The organism is Alteromonas gracilis, from assembly GCF_036870955.2.
In the GTDB taxonomy this organism is placed as follows: domain Bacteria; phylum Pseudomonadota; class Gammaproteobacteria; order Enterobacterales; family Alteromonadaceae; genus Alteromonas; species Alteromonas gracilis_A.
The window spans coordinates 2,193,853-2,211,777 of the sequence record NZ_CP145482.2 but is presented as its reverse complement, the minus strand read 5'-3'; the positions used below and the strand labels follow the sequence as shown (position 1 = coordinate 2,211,777).

The window sequence follows — 17,925 nt, the reverse complement described above, 5'->3', positions numbered from 1 at the left end:
ACTCTTGTGGGCCCATCCAAAACAGGTACATGAATGAATACAATCCTGGTGACGACCAGTCGCGGCCTTGACGAATTACTTAAACAAGAAGTTCTAACACTGTGTCCTAATGCACAGCTGAAACAAGGGCCCGGAACAATTCAGTTTGAAGGTAGTAAAGAAGACGCCTACAAACTTTGTTTGTGGTCCCGTTTAGCAAATCGCGTCATTTGGGTGCTGGCCAATGGCAAGGCAGGCGATGCTGATGCCCTTTACAATACCGCAATGGGAATTGATTGGCAGATGCAGATGGACTCGCGTCATACTCTTTCGGTCCAGTTCATAGGTACAAACTTCGCCATAAAAAATACTCAATTTGGCGCCGTTAGGGTAAAAGATGCAATAGTTGATTCGTTTGTAGAACAAGGGTTAGCAAGACCGTCTGTCGAGCGAAAAACACCAGATATTTCTGTGTATGCAAGATTACATAGAGACAACGTTATTATCGGTATTGATCTAGCTGGCGCAAGCCTGCACCAGCGTGCCTATCGACAACAAACCTATGATGCGCCCCTAAAAGAGCATATTGCAAGCGCAATGCTAATGCGCAGTGGTTGGACTGAAAACCAGCAAATGCCTTTAGTGGACCTAATGTGTGGTTCTGGCACCATTGCTATTGAAGCTGCGTATATCGCTCGTAATATCGCACCTGGTATCAAGCGCAACTATTGGGGCTTTTCAAAATGGTTGGGTCATGAAGCAGGTACGTGGGAACAGTTACTTGACGACGCTATTGCGGTGCAAAAACCGTCTTGCGGTGGTATTTATGCGGGTGATTTTAGCCGAAAAATGGTAGCTATCGCTAAGGCGAACGCTGATTTTGCGGGCGTATTTAACGATATAAGTTTTAGTCAACAAGACGCAACTAAATCGTCTCCGCCAGTATCTACACCAGGCTATGTCGTTTCAAATCCTCCCTATGGTGAACGTTTGGGCGAGCTCACATCGCTTATTCCATTGTTTAGCGACTGGGGCAAGCGATTTAAAGAAGCGTGGAAAGGATGGCATGTCTCTTTACTTAGCAGTAATCGTGACCTTCTGCGAGTTTTGAAGCTTCGTGCGACAAAAGACTACGCCATGAACAACGGCAAACTAGAATGTCGGCTTGCCAATTACGAATTGAATGATGAAAACACCATTCAGTTCGGTGAAGATGCAAACAATCACGAATTTGCTAACCGGATAAAGAAAAACCTCAAGAAAATGAAGGGGTGGATCAAAAATGCCAACACAAATTGTTATCGAATCTATGATGCCGATTTACCTGATTACAATGTAGCGGTAGACCGCTACGGAGATTGGCTAGTCGTTCAAGAGTATGCGCCGCCAAAAACAGTGTCGGAAGAGAAAGCGCGAAAACGCCTACAAGAAGTACTGTTACACTTGCCTGCGGTAACGGGCGTCTCTCCTAAACAGATTGCGTTAAAAGTACGTAGCCAGCAAAAAGGGGCAAAGCAGTACGAAAAAATCAATCAGAGTGGCGAGATGATGGAGGTATTTGAAAATGGCGCTAGATTTTTAGTGAACCTTACAGATTATCTCGATACGGGTCTATTTTTGGACCACCGCAACACCCGTCAGAAAGTAATGCAATTATCGAAAGATAAAGATGTGTTGAATCTGTTTTCATACACGGGAAGCGTATCTGTTTTTGCGGCTAAAGGTGGCGCGAAGTCAGTTACGACTGTCGATATGTCTAATACCTACCTTGAGTGGGCGAAGAAAAATGTCGCACTAAACAAACTTACCTAGCCCACACGCCTTTATTCAGGCTGACTGTACCACATGGCTCGCGTCGCATAAGGGTAAGTATGATTTGATCTTTATTGACCCGCCTTCGTTCTCAAACTCAAAACGCATGGAAGGTACGTGGGATGTTCAGCGCGACCATGTAAAGATGTTGAGTGATGCTAAGCAATGTCTTAAAGAACGTGGGACAATAATATTTTCAAACAACAAGCGTGGCTTCAAGCTTGATGATGCAGGTGTAAGAGAACTTGGATTAGCGCCAGACAATATCACGAAACAAACCATTCCAGAGGATTTTGCGCGTAAAGGAAACATTCATCAGTGTTGGGTGCTAACTTCATGAAATTGTTTTTTTATACTGGGCCACAATGCAGCTTGTGTGACCTTGCTGATATAGAATTGAAAAACACTGCTCAATACCCACAGCTAAACGTGGAGATGGTAAATATTCGTCAAAGCACTGAGCTCTATCACCTATATGGTGCGCGTATTCCTGTGCTAAAACGCGATGATAACAAAAAAGAAATTGGCTGGCCGTTTACTACAGCTGATTTAGAGGAGTTTCTTCAGTGAGTATTTTGCAGTTAAAAAACATCACTGTTATCTACGGTAATCCCCCCTTACTGGATGGGGTGGAATTAGTCGTTCAGCCCAAAGAGCGCGTTTGCTTAGTTGGACGAAATGGCAGCGGCAAGTCTACGTTGATGAAGGTCATAGCAGGTGATGTTATTGCCGATGACGGACAACGCATTATTGAAAATAATACGGTTGTTGCGCGCTTAGAACAGGACCCTCCACAAACTACCGACGTAACGCTATTTGACTATGTGGCCGAAGGCCTTTCAGATGTGGGCGAAACACTGAAGGCGTATTTTCACCAAACGAAATTAGTAGGTGAAGACCCCAGCGAAGCAAACCTCAACAAGTTACAACGCTTGCAAGAAACATTAGAAGCGCGAGATGCATGGCAATTTGAGCAACAAATAGAACAAACGCTTACCATGCTAAAACTTGATCCTGATATTTCACTATCCACGTTGTCAGGAGGCTGGAGACGCAAGGCTGCTTTGGCCAGAGCCTTGGTGCGTTCGCCCGATTTATTACTCCTAGACGAGCCAACTAACCACCTTGATATTGAGATGATACGTTGGCTGGAATCAAGCCTTAGCAATTATAATGGCGCAATTGTATTTGTTAGCCATGATCGCGCTTTTATTCGAGCGATGGCTACGCGAATTGTTGATTTAGACCGCGGTGGTATCACAAGTTACCCGGGTAATTACGAAGCTTACTTAGAGAAAAAACAACACGATTTAGATGTAGAAGCAGCTCAAAACGCAGAGTTTGATAAAAAGCTCGCTCAGGAAGAAGTGTGGATACGTCAAGGCATTAAGGCAAGGCGAACACGTAACGAAGGCCGAGTAAGGGCGCTTAAAAAGCTACGTGAAGAGCGCAAGGCAAGACGTGCTGTACAGGGTAGTGCGGTGGTAAATCAACACCAAGCTGCACGCTCAGGAAAGATGGTCTTTGAAGTAAAAAATCTGAGTTACAGCATTGAAGACAAAATGATTGTTTCGTCGCTTAATTTAAACGTACTGCGCGGGGATAAACTTGCGCTTATCGGCCCAAATGGAAGCGGTAAAAGTACGCTGATTAAGCTACTCCTTGGCGAGCTTCAACCCGATGCCGGGAACTGTAAACAAGGCACTAACTTAGAAGTGGCTTATTTTGACCAACATCGCCATGGCCTAGATTTAGAAAAGTCGGTAATAGATGCGGTGGGCGATGGTAAGCGCGACCTTATGGTAAATGGTCACCCACGACACGTTATAAGTTACCTTCAAGACTATTTGTTCACACCCGAGCGCGTCAATGCACCAGTTAAATCACTGTCTGGCGGTGAAAAAAACAGACTGATGCTTGCTAAGCTGATGCTTAAACCTAGCAATGTACTGGTACTCGATGAACCTACTAACGATCTTGATGTTGAAACCCTTGAAATGCTTGAGACTCTGTTAAATGAGTACACGGGCACAGTGTTATTGGTTAGCCACGATAGAGAGTTTGTGGATAATGTTGCCAATAGCAGCCTTGTTTTTGAGGGTAACGGTCAGCTAAGAGAGTTTATCGGGGGTTTCACTGACGTTGAAAACTGGTATAAAGAGCAGCAGGACAGACGACAGCAGGTCGAGAAAGAAGAAAAAGCCAAGGTAAAGAATGAAACTAATTCTGCTTCAAACAGTCCTAGTGCTAAGTCTTCTCCCCGTAAGACGAAAAAGCTATCATATAAAGATCAGCGAGAGCTTGAATCACTGCCAAAGGAACTCGAAACACTAGAAGAAGAACTTGAGGCAATGCAAGAGCAGGTTAACGACCCTGACTTCTTCAAACAAGACAATGACATTACTGCCAAAGCCTTATCAGCGTTGGCCGAAAAAGAAGAATTACTTTCCCAGAAATATGCGCGCTGGGATGAACTAGAAAGTATGCTGGAAGATAATCAGCAGTAAATAGGATTTTAAATGAAACGAACTCAGCTTGCCGCCGCCGTTCTGTTGGCAACAGGAAGTGTTTCGGCAATGGCCGCGACTTATTCAGTGACGCCTCTTCCTTTAAAGGATATCTCTTTGAACAATTTTGCCCGTTCAATAGATAACTCGGGCCAGATGTTATCAGTAGTTCAAAGAGAGTTTAGCCCACCTGTTGATGTTGATCAGTTAGAAAACGACACAACGTTCTTTTCGCAATTCGGCGAGTCACTCGAGAATGAAGACGACGTATTACAAGGCATTTTTACTGATGCCGACTATACCATTGTTGTTAATTTTCTATCTGGCACAACCGATGCGACACAAGGTCAGAAATTAGCGCTACAACGCACATATTTATCAGATACACAGGATTTCTCATTGGTTCCTGGTCTAGATATGATCACTGACAAATTTGACGATTACACGTTCTCTGTTGAAACAACGGGTAGAGACAGCGTGGGTGGTGATTATATCGTTGGGGATTCAGACGGCCTTGTGGTGCTAGACCCTTATGAAAACGAAGATGGCGACACCATTAACTACACTTATGCAAACTCTAATCAACAAGCGTTTGTTCAAGTGGGTAGTGAAACAAAACGTCTCGCTCCTGCAGATGAAACCTTAGGGGGTTATGGTTCGGCGCGAAGCATCAACAATAATCTACAAGTAGCAGGCTTCAGTTCGGTGAGCTTTTTAGATATTGTCGACGACGCGGTTGAAAATTGTGCGGACCCAGAAGTACGCACAGATATTTCAGAAGGACGCTGCCGTTACAATATTTACAGAGGTGAGTTAAATGTTCCTCGCATTGATTCATACTTTGTGAACGTCAGCACAAATAGCCGCCCTTTTTCTAGCTATCTACTTGCGTCTGAAGTCAATGCGACTATCTGGCAACTTGATGTGACAGGCGATGTCATTAGTACAGAAACTTTCCCGCTTTTGTTTGAGCCAGAAGAAGACGATACCAACCATTACTACAGCTTTGCGTACAGTATTAATAACCAAGGTATAGCGGTAGGTGAGGCACTTACGGGCGACCGCATAACCATCACGCGCCCTAACAGCACTGGACAACTTGAAAATGAGCGTGTTGCTACTGTTTATCGTGATGGCGAAACCATTGAGTTACTGCCACGCGACGAGAACATTCTAAGCCAAGCTATTGCTATCAATGACAATAACTGGGTAGCAGGTGCTGTTCTTCGTTCTCGAAGTGATATAGCACGTTCAAGGTTGTTTGCATTCAACCTTGATACCCAAGAACAGTTTTACCCTGAAGGCTTGTTCGTTAGTGGCGGCGTTACACCAAATGCTATCAATAACAACAATATTATCGTAGGAAAAGCTGACTCTGAAGCCACAGCTGACACAATAAGGCAGACAGCTGGCTTTATGTTCAACATAGACACACAAGAATTTACCAATCTAAACGACTTGTTGCCTTGTGATAGTGAATATGAAGTACTAGAAGCGGTTGATATCAACGACGATAACGAGATTATTGCCAATGCAAGGGTGAAGCGTACAACAAAATATGCGACAGGGGTTGAGATCATTAATAGCGATGGTGAAACTGAACTTGTTGATAATATTATTGCGGTAAAGCTATCTCCATTGGCAAATGGCGAAGTTGAACAGTGTGAATTATCTGAAGATGAGCAACCTTACGAGCGTCAGGGTGCGTCGTCTACTTGGTTCGGTCTACTAGCGTTACTTGGAGCAGTATTTGTTCGTAGACGCATGAAGCGCTAACGAATCATTCATAACTTGAAAAGCCGCACTGTGTTGCGGCTTTTTTTATACTCAAAAGAAGTAAAAATTGAAATATATATGAACAAAAAATGTAACAAATATTTCATCTAAACTTCATTAATTTAAAGTTTGTCAAGCCCTTTAATTTTTTATTTTCCTTGAACCAATTGGTCAATTGCACTATCACAGTAATGTACGCAAAACGTTTTCCGGCACTATCGACCTAAGATGATGTAGAGCGCTCGTGAAAATAGTTTGTTGTACAGTCAACAACAAAAGAGGCTAATCAATGAAAAGACAAAAAAGAGATAAACTGACTCGCGCACATGCAAAAGGCTATCAGGCTGGTATCAGCGGTCGTTCGAAGGAAAATTGTCCATTTCAGCAAAACGATGCACGTTCACAGTGGTTAGGTGGGTGGCGCGAAGCGGTAGAAGATAGACACTTAGGTTTGAGTGTTAAGTAACACTTTCTCTTTTATGAACTGATTAAGCAAAAGGAAGAGCCCCTGAAAAGGGGCTTTTTTCTATTTTAAATATAGAAAGAGATTAACTAGAAGTTAGAGGTATCTTGAAATAGACCCACTTTTAAATCTTTCGCAACGTAGATTTCTCTGCCATCAACCTCGACAACACCGTCAGCCATTCCCATGAAAAGTTTGCGCTTGATTACGCGCTTCATAGTAATTTTATACGTAACCTTCTTTGCTGTAGGTAAGATTTGGCCTGTAAATTTCACTTCGCCAACACCTAACGCACGACCTTTACCCGGGCCGCCGCTCCAACCTAAGAAAAAACCAACCAATTGCCACATTGCATCTAAGCCTAAACAACCAGGCATCACGGGATCACCTGGAAAGTGACAATCGAAAAACCACAGGTCAGGGTTGATATCTAGCTCGGCAATAATTTCACCTTTACCGTGTTCACCGCCGTCTTCGGTAATTGATACCACGCGGTCCATCATAAGCATGTTTGGCGCAGGTAGCTGACTGTTACCAGGACCAAACATTTCACCTCGACTACATGCAAGTAAGTCTTCTCTATTAAAGCTATTTTTCTTCTCTGACATTCCTAACTCGTTGTTGTAAAGTAATTACGCTGCTAATTTAGCGAACACTTGTACGCCAAACAACTCTGAACAGTCATTTTTCTGAATAAAAACGCATGTTAGACTAACCGTAACGCAAAAATGTGTGATTACTATGACAGAAAAAACAACAGCAAAGCGCAAAGAGAAGAGTCCAGAGGAAAAAGCCAAGGCGAATGCAGACAAACAGCGTCGGTTTCGCGAACGCCAGAAAGATGCTTAAGCAAAAAGCTTGTAAGAGGCTATGTAACCCCCGAAGCGAAAGCATGTTATGACGAAATCCGCGAAAAAACTGATTGGACAGACAGCGAAGCCATGTCCAATGCCATGCGATTGATGTACGCCGCATACAAATGCGGGCAAATTAAGCTGTTAAACGAATGGCTGCGTAAAAATAACCGCTAATTGGCGTTGCGTGATTTATTTTTAAGCCACGCACGGCTTGGACTGTTAGCCAATGTATGCCTTTTTACAATGCGCCTCGCTTGTTTTAGCACATCATCACGCTCTCTGTAATCCCATAATCGCTTTGCCGTAGCTTTGCTATGTAACGCGATATCTATAATAGGCTCGACATAATCTCGCTTCATATCAAAGTCGAGCATCTGCGCTTCAAGAGGCGGGATTAGATGCGGTGCATGAACGGCGTCATCAGGCAAGTGCGCAAGTTCTGGTACCCACTTTTTAATGAAGATACCTTCAGGGTCGAGTTTTTTAGACTGAGTATGCGGATTGTACAGTCGAACCGTATGAATCCCCGTCACACTTGCCTGCATTTGAATTTGCGGATAGTGAATACCTGGCTCGAAATCTAAGAATTGAGTAGCTAAATAATGCGCCGCTTTAAGCCAATGCACGTTTAGATGATGACAAAGAAAACTAGTCACCATAGCGCGCATCCTGAAATTCAAATAGCCCGTATTTGCCAATGCACGCATGCAAGCGTCTACCAACGGGTAACCCGTTTTGCCTAATTTCCAATAATGAAATCTTCGTTCTGCCTCAGGCCCGTCTATAAATGGAAACATCTCATAAGCGCTATTCATTGCCTGCCATTCAATTTCATGTTCACTTTCGAATTTTTGAATAAAATGGCAATGCCAGTGTAATCGAGACGTTAATGCAGAAAGGGCACGGGACCATTGCGCTTTTTCCTGACCTTTTAGTGAATTTCGCTTTTGCATCTTATTGTTTAATACCGCGTGATACACTTGTCTGATTGATACATTTCCCCAAGCAAGGTAGGGGCTTAAACGCGTACAGCCTTCTCTTGCAGCATGGGGCTGAGAGATATGTTTATGGTAATTAATCCCGCGCGACTCAAAGAAGTGCTTAAGTACTTGCCAAGCTCGCCTCTCACCGCCAGGCTGCATTAAAGGCGAATCCGTTGCAGTTGGGTTTATCGTGGCGTAGTTCGTATAGTAGTTCGCTAAGCTTTTATGCGAGCTGTCACTTAAGGTCTTGTCAAAGCCCTTATCTAAGATCTTGTGATAACTCTCCTGTGTGCCTCTATGCTGTTTCCAGTCGAACCATTTTGCGTCATCTATCTCAAAATCATTGGTGTTTTCACTAAATTGCTGTTCCCAATTCCGCTGCCAGTACTGCCGATTGGGTAACCCTCTTACCACACCGCCGTATTGGCATTCTAATAGCGTTATTTTATTTTTTTTCAGATAGTTAGTAATACGCAAATCACGGTTATACGTAACCAGCAAGCCTATTTCTTGGTAACACCTAACACGGTCAATTTTGTGAAATGTAGATATGAGCGTAAACGCGTCTTCAACCTCCATGTAAAGCTGAAGTACAGAAATACCATCGGGGAGTTGAGCGTCGATATCAGCCAGACTTTGGCTGACAAATCGCCAATGACGCTCATCCATGTGTGGGTCTGCAAGCACCGACGGTTCCCAACAATACAGCAACATAATGAGTTCACCGCGTTTAGCCGCGTCAAACAGTGGTTGATGGTCTCGAAGGCGTAAATCTCTTTTGAGCCAAACTACGGTTATGTTGTCTGTATTGTTCAACGCGTTCGCCATTTACTGCAAAAACGCCCATCTCTGTCGTAAATCCCAGTTTGCTTTTGTAGATTGAACTGGCGATGACCTCTTGGGTCGCTTCCAACACCTGCTAAGTACAGCCAGTTACCCCAGTTGCTTCCTACATCAAAATCGATTAACTGATGTTCAAACCACGCTGCGCCATAGCGCCAATCTTGGCGTAGTTCGTGAACAAAACAGCTAGCGACTAATTGTCGGCCTCGGTTTGACATATAGCCCGTCTGAGCCAACTGGTTCATGCATGCATCGACGATAGGGTAGCCCGTTTGCCCATTACACCAGCTTTCAAAGACTTCTTCATTGTGCGATGTGTTGGGTGTTTTTCCCTGTATCCCAGAAAAACTAAAATATCGTGCGTCGTATTTCTTTTGTAGCCAATAGAAAAATTCCCTCCACAAAAGCTCAAAATAAATCCAGTATGTTGATTCATTCTTCTCCACTGTTTGCTCATAGTGAGTAACTTGTCTTACAACTTCTCTTACTGACAGCGCACCATGTGCAAGCCATGGAGAAAATTTGGTGCTATCTTGCCATGAATCTAGGGCATTTCGTGTTTCTTTATACGTCGACGCAGCGCGCCATTCAAAAAGGTAATGGGACAAATGTGTTAACGCTGCAGATTCACCACCCACAAAATGTTCAGCACCCAAATTAGGTAGCACCACGGTAGACAATAAAGTGTCACCAGACTCATTTAATACATCGGTATCTAACCCTAGATCGGCAACCGTGGCACTTGCATAACCTTCAGGCATAAATACTGAGGGGAGAGACACAGGAGCGTCACAGACTTCGAGTGGCGAACAATATTTTTCAACCTTTCTTCTGAAAGGGCTGAACACATCGGGCATGTTTTCGATAGAAAACGGTAGCGACTGCTCATCAAACAAGCTAAACGTATTTTCTTTAACAAACGTAAGTGAAGGGAAATCACGCTCTAACGCTTCTGCGTCCTGACGCTCGTAAAAACCATTGTGTTCGCTATAACCTACATGTGAGTAATTTCCCGAATTTATCACGCTGTGAAGACACTGACTTGGATCACCGCTGAGCACAACTAAACCGTGCCCGAACTCTGCTAAGCGTTTTGATAAATCCACTAAGTTTTGGGCTAAAAACCGCTGTTTATGTGCACTTAGCTCGAGAAAAGCCAAACGCTGATTTTGAATAAAGCCGACTATCTATGACGTACACAAATGTGACCTCGTCGACTTCGTCGCATAGCGTGTTGAGCGCAACGTTATCATGGAGCCTTAAATCGTGGCGAAACCAAAACAGCCCGCGACTATTTGATAGTTGATCATTTGGTTTAATTTGTTGATTTTTCATACTTAATCACAATGCTTTTTTTGAATGTCTTACGGATCCACAACGCGCATATTTCCGTAAACAGTAAATTACGTAGATTCATAAAATTTAGTGCAAATAAAAAGGCAACAAAGTGACAGTTCCTGTAAGCATTATGTGGTTTCGACAAGACCTACGAGTTAAAGACAATCCCGCGTTAAACGCCGCGTGCGATATGGGTAAAATCGTGCCTATTTATATCTTTGACGACACCACGCCCGATGGCCGTGTCCCTGGGGGGGCGAGTAAATGGTGGCTTCACCATTCGCTGGTGTCACTCAATGACAGGTTAAACGGCCATCTTCAAGTTTTCAAAGGCGACCCAAAAGAACTCATTCCAAAGTTGATGGAAGCGTTCTCGGCAAAAGCCGTTTTCTGGAACAGATGTTATGAGCCTTGGCAAATAAACCGCGACAAGCAGATAAAAAAACAGCTGATTGATGACGGGTTTGAAGCTCAAAGCTTCAATGGCAGCTTGCTGTGGGAGCCTATGAAGGTGCTTAAGAAAGATGGAACCCCTTATCGCGTATTTACACCGTATTACCGGAAAGGGTGTTTGCAGGTAGAAGCACCGCGTTATCCGAAAGCACCGCCTGCGAGGATAACTTATCAAGACGTTAAAAATATGGGGGACGGAATAGACGCATTATCTCTATTACCAAACAATAAGTGGGATACCACAATTAACGAAATGTGGAAGCCTGGCGAGGAAGGCGCATCTGAAAACCTCTCATCATTCATACAAAATGCCGCCACGCGCTACAAAGAAGACAGAGATATCCCGTCGGTAAACGGCACATCAAAGCTGTCGCCACATCTTCATTTTGGCGAAGTGTCTCCCAATCAAGTTTGGTATGCGATAAAAGACAAATTTGGTGATACTGAAGATAAAAACATCGACACCTATATGAGCGAACTAGGGTGGAGAGAGTTTAGTTATTATTTGCTCTATCACTTCCCAACGTTACCCAACAAGAACTTCAATGAGAAATTTGACAAATTCCCGTGGAGAACCGACGCGAAGGCTCTTAAAGCTTGGCAAACAGGTAACACCTAAGCATTCCTATTGTTGATGCTTAGAGTATGCGCGAACTATGGCAAACCTAGCTACATGCATAATCGGGTTCGGATGATTGTGGGGTCATTTTTAGTGAAAAACTTACTGCTGAGCTGGCATGAAGGAGAGCGTTGGTTTTGGGATACCTTGCTTGACGCAGACCTTGCGAGCAACAGCGCGAGTTGGCAGTGGGTTGCGGGTTCGGGTGCGGACGCGGCGCCGTACTTTAGAATATTTAACCCTATTTTACAGGGCGAAAAATTTGATAAGAAAGGCAACTATGTCCGTCGATATTGTCCTGAGCTTAAAAACTTGCCAGATAAGTACATCCATAAACCTTGGGAAGCGCCTGGCATTATTGCGAAAGATGCAGGCATAGAGCTTGGTAAGGACTACCCCAAGCCTGTGGTAGATTTAAAGGCGTCACGCCAACGTGCACTCGACGCGTTTCAAGAGACAAAAGAGTAGAGTATGTCTTCACTCATATTAGTACTTGGCGATCAGCTAACCGAAACGCTTCCGGCTATTGCGAATGCGCGTAAAACCAAAGACACAATACTGATGGCTGAAGTTCGCGAAGAAGCCACTTATGTTAAGCACCACAAGAAAAAGATCGCGTTTTTGTTCAGCGCCATGCGTCATTTTGCGAAGGCTCTGAAAGATGATAATTATCGTGTGGACTATGTGTCCTATCTTGATGACAACAATCAAGGTAGTTTGCTTGGTCAAGTTAGGTATGCACTAGACAATGGCGACTTTGATCGCGTGATATGCACAACGCCTGGCGAACACAGGCTGCTTAAAAGTATGCAGCAGTGGGAGAACGAGTTAGGTGTTCCGGTTGAAATCTGCGAAGACAACCGCTTTCTGTCGACCCCTCAAGAGTTTAGTGAATGGGCTGACGGTAAAAAACAGCTTCGGATGGAGTTTTTTTACCGAGAAATGAGGCGGAAACACCACGTGCTGATGGATGGTAAAAACCCCATCGGTGGAAAATGGAACTACGATTCACAAAATCGCGAGTCCATGCCTGAGACACACAAGGTCCCCAAGCACACCACGTTTGATATTGACGATATTACGCAAGATGTTATTAAGCTTGTAGAGAGTGAGTTTGAGCATCATTTTGGTGAGCTGGACAATTTCTTTTTTGCTGTCACGCGCAAAGATGCGCTTAAAGTGCTTGAACTATTTATTGAAGAGCGACTGCATAACTTTGGTCAATACCAAGATGCCATGGTGGAAGGCAAACCATGGATGTATCACTCACATATAGCCTTTTATTTAAACTGCGGCTTGCTTACCCCCAAAGAAGCTATTGACGCCGCTGAACGGGCGTATCATGTAGGTCAGGTTCCACTCAATTCTGCCGAAGGGTTTATTCGTCAAATTCTGGGCTGGAGAGAGTATGTCAGAGGGTTCTATTGGCACTTTATGCCTGGCCTCAAGACAGACAACTATTTTGGAAACACGCGCTCATTGCCATCTTTCTTTTGGGATGCCCAAACCAATATGAACTGCATGCGCCAGTGCATAAAAGAAACTGAGCAAAATGCATATGCGCACCATATTCAACGTCTTATGGTAATTGGGAACTTTAGTCTGCTGACTGAACTTAGCCCGGAAGAAGTACAGGCTTGGTATCTGTTAGTCTATGCCGACGCCTATGAATGGGTTGAGTTGCCTAATGTCGCGGGCATGATTCTTTACAGTGATGGCGGCAATTTGGCCAGCAAGCCTTATGTAGCAAGCGGTAGCTACATCAATAAAATGTCCAATTACTGTAAGAACTGTGGCTATCAAGTATCTAAAAAAACCGGGCCAAAAGCGTGTCCTTTTAATTACCTCTATTGGCACTTTATTGATAAGCAAAAAGAAAAACTGAGCAATAATCATCGCATGGCAATGATTTATAAAACGTATTCACGTATGAAAGAAGAAAACATTGAGGCGATGAAAGAAGACGCCACGATATTTTTAACTAAGCTAAGTAATAATGAAGAAGTCTAACTTACCCACCAAAGTCTGCCCCGTTTGTAGTAAGCCCTTTACTTGGCGTAAAAAATGGGAACGAGATTGGGAAAACGTAAAGTACTGCTCTAAACGCTGCGCGTCGTCTAAAAAACAGAAGGTAGTGTAGCGTTTGCTCAGCATCCATATTGTGTAATGGATGCTGAGAATAGCGGTGCAGTATTGTAGTAATGAATTAACAAAGTAGTGCACCAATTTTGTTATAGATGGCTAAAATGATGGCTTAAATTAGAACTGGTATTCCACGTTCAATCTAATATCTCTACCTGGTTCTAAATGGCTCGCAAAGCCCTCAAAAACCTCACTGTAATCAGCAAAACTCGAGTGGTCTCGGTAGGCTTCGTCGAACGCGTTCTTCACCATAAGTCTTGCAGTTAAGTTTTCACTGACTTGATAAACTGCAAAAAAGTCGTGCGTTGCATATGACGGTTTTGTCAACGTGAAGATATCTGAAGTGTCACCCGTCGCCGCAGCATTTTGCAGCGTCGTAATGCCACCTAAACTATCGACATACGTAAAGAACCAGCCAAGTTCTAGCGCGTCGGTAACATAGTAGGAAGCGTTAATGGTGTAAGTGTCACCACGAGAGTTACCCAGCGCACGCTGTTCGTAGCCTTCCACTTTTATCCCGTTGTAAATGAGCGGTTCGCCGTCAACCAGCGCAGGCGCATCTATTTTAGCAACATCGAACGCATTAAAATCAGCGCTATATGATGACAGATTTACAATTGGCGCACCATTAGCGTCTAGCGCGATAGTTGATGTGTTGGGTTGATAATTATATAGCTCTGTTGTGTTGTGCACGTAACTTGCAATAACACTATAGTTTTCGGCAATATACCCGAGTTTAATTTCAACACCATCAGACTCAATATCACCGATATTGCGAACGTTAGTACCACCAATTTCAAGGTTCATGGCATTATCAAGACGCGATTGATAGGCCGCTACGCGAGCCAATAATCCATCTTTGTTGTATTCAATACCAATTTCAGCGTTTTCAGCATCTTCAGCTTGAATGTCTGGCTCTACGCCGTTGTAATCGATAGTGAATGTATCACCCACTTCTTTTCCACGAAGTGCTTGAGCATAACCTGCTGTAAGTTTTACCGCGTCGTTTAATTGATACGCAACACCAATGTTTCCACTAAATCCGTCACTATCAACGGTGATATCTTCCGATGTGCGCGACAACGTATTGAAGGTTCCATTTGGCCCGACGACTTGGCCCAATGGCGTCAGGGTAGAGAAATCAGCAATAACAAAGAAGCCTGCGTCTGCAACGGTAGGCACTTGTGCCGCTACTTGAGCGAAGGTCACCTCAGACTCAGCATAAAACTTATGCGTTGTATCTAACTCGTAATCGTCATAACGCACACCAAAACTTAGCATTAAGTCTGGCGTGATATCCCAGTGATCTTGCACATAAATGCCCAGCACTTTACCCGTTTCTTTACCGCTAAGGGGCTGACCAATTGAGCCTGCTTCTGACGTTTGGTCGCGATACTCAACGCCGTAAGTTAGCGTATGCGCAGCAACATATGATGTGTTGCGTAGGTCACCACCAATGGTTTGGATATTACCTTGATACGGGTGCCAAGGGCGATCACCACGAACAATTAGCTCTTGCTCAGTGTTGTATAAGGTAAATTCCAGATTGAGCATAGGGCTAGCTAGCCATTGGTAATTAAATACCGATGTATTACGCTCAGTTTCAATGGGATAGATAGGGTTTCTTGCTGAAATAGGAAAGTTAGGTCTAGACGGGAAGTTACCTGACTCTTCGCGAATTTCATGACTAAGCGATACAAATTGATTGTCGCCAAATTCGCCATTCAGTTTTACGAAGCTTAACTCTTGCTCTGTGTCTGTGGTTTCGCGAACAAGGTTTCCGTTTTCGTCAGTATATTCAAAAGCAATCTCATTGCCGTTACCATCTTCATAACTGTCTGTATCGATACGCACGTGTGATGCAAGTACGCTCCAGTTGTCAGTTAATTTGCCATATCCTGTTGCGCTGTACTTAACGAAGTCATTGGTACCGCCACCAACTTTGACAATACCGCCAAACTGCTCGTTGTCTGCAAGTAAGTCGTTTGCCGTTTTGGTTTTGAATCGAATGGCACCACCGATGGCCCCCGAACCTGCTGTTGCCTCATAAGCACCAGCCTGTACTTGAACACTTTTCAAAAGTTCAGGCTCAATGGACAATCGGCCGATATGGTGGAATAGGGTACCTGTCTGCGGAGCGCCATCAACAGTGACATTCAACATGGTATCTTCAAAGCCGCGAACAAACACAAGTTGCGTAATACCAAGACCACCACCGCCAACGGTAACTGATGGCTCTAAACGAAAGATATCATTTAAGTCATTTGCTTGAATTTTATGAATATCTTCAGCGGTTACCTCTAAATTTGTGGCTGACCCCACAATTTCAACGCGTTCAATCTCGTCTTCCTTAACGTTTTTGTTACTCTCTGCTGCAAAAGCGTGTGTCCCTGACAACGCCACTGCTATGGCAATAGACAGTGAAGCTAACCTTGTGTTGTTCGTGTGTTTCATTGTGACCTTGTTACTCGCATCTAAATGTGAATTATTATCATTTGCGTATTATCAACATAGATCACTAAAAAGAAATAGATTTTACAACTGTTACAATTCAGCTTTGTTAAGCAGTAACAAATGGTTAACAAACGTCTCAAATGTAACCTTGATTGAATGACGGCAATAAGCCACTTACGATTATTAGCCTACTGTATTTGAGAAGCTGGAATGTCTCTACTAACAAAAGAAGAAATCCTGACGCGCCCTGTAATAACCACGTTCTTTAAACATACTTTTGTGTCGCTTATTGGCTTGATGGCACTTACAACAGCTAATGTGGTGGATGGCATTTTTATCGGTAAATATGTTGGTGCACAGGGACTGGCAGCAATATCATTACTACTTCCTTACATTACGCTGCTTGTAGCGCTTTCATTAATGTTAGCTATAGGCGCTAGCGTTTCCATAGGTACCTTCATGGGGAAGGGAGATACCGAGTCTTCCAGTGCGTTGTTTACGCAAGTACTCATTGTTACAGTCGCACTAAATACATGTCTTGCTTTGATGAGCTACATTGCAGAACCGGTTTTATTTTGGTTGCTGTATATTCCCACCGATATTGTGCCTCTTACCCGCGAGTATTTTTCAATAATCAGGTGGGTTTTTATTCTTCAATTTCCTTGCATGGTTCTCTATTACTTAGTGCGGGCCGATGGCTACACCAAACTTGCCACTGTCGCTTTGGTCGTTGGTGCTCTGGAAAACATCGTGTTGGATATGGCGTTTGTGGGTTACCTCGACTACGGGATTTCCGGCGCAGCTTATGCGACAGCGTTGGCACAAGGTACACAGTGCTTATTGCTGCTTATGTATTTTAGCGACAAAGACCGTGTATTAAAGCTCTCTTTGTTCAATAAGCCTTGGCGGCGTATTGCTCGGGTCGTTAAAAATGGACTTTCAGAATTTACTAATGAAGTGTCAGTGGGCGTGCTTTTTCTCGTCATCAATACATTAATGGTGATGCGTGCTGGCAGTGAAGGTGTTGCCGCTTATAGTGTTGTTAATTACCTTATTTTTTTGAGCGTTATGGTGAGTTTCGGCATTGCAGATGCTATGCATTTGTTGGTGAGTTACAACCGAGGGGCAAAGAACAACGACAGAGTAAGTGACTTTTTATCAGTGGCATTGGGTACCTCAATACTTCTGGGCCTTGTAGTCTCGGCTTGTCTTGTGTTTTACGGTGAAGTCATCGTTGGTGTCTTTTTAGATTCATCCGATCATCAAACCGCTTATTTTGCCATAAACATAATCGCTATTATGTGGCCGCTGTTCCTCGTCAATGGGTGCAATATTTTACTTAGTGTATTTTTAACCGCTATTGAAAAACCCTTTGAGTCGGCGGCAATCGCATTGTGTAGAAGTGTTGTGTTACCTGTGAGCTTGTTAGCCGTAACATTTCATTTTGTATGGTCAGTCAGGTTGTTTGGCGATATTGAGACAACAATATCATTTCTCATTGCGCTGCCCGCTGCAGAGTGGCTCACATTGTGTTTCGCAATGTTTCTTATACGCAAAAGCTACAAATCCAACCAAAGTCTTGAAGACGGTTTTGATGAAGGTCAAAAAGTAAAACTCTGAAATAGACTATCAACGTAAAGCTTGAAAATTATGCACATGTAACAAATGTAAAAACAGTTGCTAATGAGAACCATTCTCA

General features: G+C 43.7%; 12 protein-coding genes and 3 pseudogenes. 10 read left to right on the top strand and 5 right to left on the bottom strand.

The genetic code is table 11. From position 1 onward, the window contains the following. The first annotated feature begins 33 nt into the window (after positions 1 to 33). From rlmKL to rmf, 5 genes and pseudogenes are all read left to right on the top strand, one after another. Positions 34 to 2,131: pseudogene (rlmKL, locus tag V6N89_RS10815) on the top strand (bifunctional 23S rRNA (guanine(2069)-N(7))-methyltransferase RlmK/23S rRNA (guanine(2445)-N(2))-methyltransferase RlmL). Beyond that, the gene (locus V6N89_RS10810) at positions 2,128 to 2,361 is read left to right on the top strand and encodes a glutaredoxin family protein (protein ID WP_338517560.1); all 234 of its coding nucleotides are present in this window, start codon (positions 2,128 to 2,130) and stop codon (positions 2,359 to 2,361) included. The pseudogene rlmKL and the gene V6N89_RS10810 overlap by 4 nt, the downstream one beginning before the upstream one ends. After that, positions 2,358 to 4,298 carry an ATP-binding cassette ATPase Uup gene (uup, locus tag V6N89_RS10805; protein WP_338517559.1) on the top strand — a complete coding sequence of 647 codons (1,941 nt, stop codon included), beginning with the start codon at positions 2,358 to 2,360 and terminating at the stop codon, positions 4,296 to 4,298. The genes V6N89_RS10810 and uup overlap by 4 nt, the downstream gene beginning before the upstream one ends. A 12-nt stretch (positions 4,299 to 4,310) precedes the next feature. Then, positions 4,311 to 6,074 (top strand): DUF3466 family protein, encoded by a 1,764-nt coding sequence (locus V6N89_RS10800; RefSeq protein WP_338517558.1) that lies wholly within the window; start codon positions 4,311 to 4,313, stop codon positions 6,072 to 6,074. Between the two features lie 289 nt (positions 6,075 to 6,363). Continuing rightward, positions 6,364 to 6,540 (top strand): ribosome modulation factor, encoded by a 177-nt coding sequence (gene rmf, locus V6N89_RS10795; protein WP_159624501.1) that lies wholly within the window; start codon positions 6,364 to 6,366, stop codon positions 6,538 to 6,540. Positions 6,541 to 6,626: 86 nt separating this feature from the next. Here rmf and fabA read toward each other — a convergent pair whose 3' ends face one another. Beyond that, positions 6,627 to 7,145, bottom strand: a complete 519-nt coding sequence (gene fabA / locus V6N89_RS10790; protein WP_338517557.1) for a 3-hydroxyacyl-[acyl-carrier-protein] dehydratase FabA — start codon at positions 7,143 to 7,145, stop codon at positions 6,627 to 6,629. A 133-nt stretch (positions 7,146 to 7,278) separates the two neighbouring features. Here fabA and V6N89_RS10785 point away from each other — a divergent pair. Next, positions 7,279 to 7,568, top strand: a pseudogene (locus V6N89_RS10785) (hypothetical protein). On the opposite strand, the gene V6N89_RS10780 reads toward V6N89_RS10785, so the two are convergent. From V6N89_RS10780 to V6N89_RS10770, 3 genes are read right to left on the bottom strand one after another with little or no spacing between them, the layout of a single operon-like run. Then, the gene (locus tag V6N89_RS10780) at positions 7,565 to 9,205 is read right to left on the bottom strand and encodes a cryptochrome/deoxyribodipyrimidine photo-lyase family protein (RefSeq protein WP_338517556.1); all 1,641 of its coding nucleotides are present in this window, start codon (positions 9,203 to 9,205) and stop codon (positions 7,565 to 7,567) included. The pseudogene V6N89_RS10785 and the gene V6N89_RS10780 sit on opposite strands and share 4 nt — an antisense overlap. Further along, positions 9,190 to 10,380 carry a DASH family cryptochrome gene (locus V6N89_RS10775; RefSeq protein WP_338517555.1) on the bottom strand — a complete coding sequence of 397 codons (1,191 nt, stop codon included), beginning with the start codon at positions 10,378 to 10,380 and terminating at the stop codon, positions 9,190 to 9,192. The genes V6N89_RS10780 and V6N89_RS10775 overlap by 16 nt, the downstream gene beginning before the upstream one ends. After that, complete coding sequence (locus V6N89_RS10770) at positions 10,352 to 10,555, bottom strand: deoxyribodipyrimidine photo-lyase (protein ID WP_338517554.1); 204 nt, start codon at positions 10,553 to 10,555, stop codon at positions 10,352 to 10,354. Before V6N89_RS10770 ends, V6N89_RS10775 begins: the two co-directional genes overlap by 29 nt. A 133-nt stretch (positions 10,556 to 10,688) precedes the next feature. Between V6N89_RS10770 and V6N89_RS10765 the strand changes: the two are divergent. The 3 genes and pseudogenes from V6N89_RS10765 to V6N89_RS10755 all read left to right on the top strand — a co-directional run bounded on the left by V6N89_RS10765 (position 10,689) and on the right by V6N89_RS10755 (position 13,770). Then, positions 10,689 to 12,098: pseudogene (locus V6N89_RS10765) on the top strand (cryptochrome/photolyase family protein). Between the two features lie 3 nt (positions 12,099 to 12,101). Further along, entirely contained in the window at positions 12,102 to 13,640 is a 1,539-nt protein-coding gene (locus V6N89_RS10760) for a cryptochrome/photolyase family protein (RefSeq protein ID WP_346993756.1), read from the top strand. Continuing rightward, the gene (locus V6N89_RS10755) at positions 13,627 to 13,770 is read left to right on the top strand and encodes a DUF2256 domain-containing protein (protein WP_338517552.1); all 144 of its coding nucleotides are present in this window, start codon (positions 13,627 to 13,629) and stop codon (positions 13,768 to 13,770) included. Before V6N89_RS10760 ends, V6N89_RS10755 begins: the two co-directional genes overlap by 14 nt. A gap of 119 nt (positions 13,771 to 13,889) precedes the next feature. On the opposite strand, the gene V6N89_RS10750 is transcribed toward V6N89_RS10755, so the two are convergent. Then, complete coding sequence (locus tag V6N89_RS10750; protein ID WP_346993755.1) at positions 13,890 to 16,226, bottom strand: TonB-dependent receptor domain-containing protein; 2,337 nt, start codon at positions 16,224 to 16,226, stop codon at positions 13,890 to 13,892. Positions 16,227 to 16,436: 210 nt separating this feature from the next. Between V6N89_RS10750 and V6N89_RS10745 the strand changes: the two genes are divergently transcribed. Continuing rightward, complete coding sequence (locus tag V6N89_RS10745; protein ID WP_338517549.1) at positions 16,437 to 17,846, top strand: MATE family efflux transporter; 1,410 nt, start codon at positions 16,437 to 16,439, stop codon at positions 17,844 to 17,846. Positions 17,847 to 17,925: the final 79 nt, after the last annotated feature.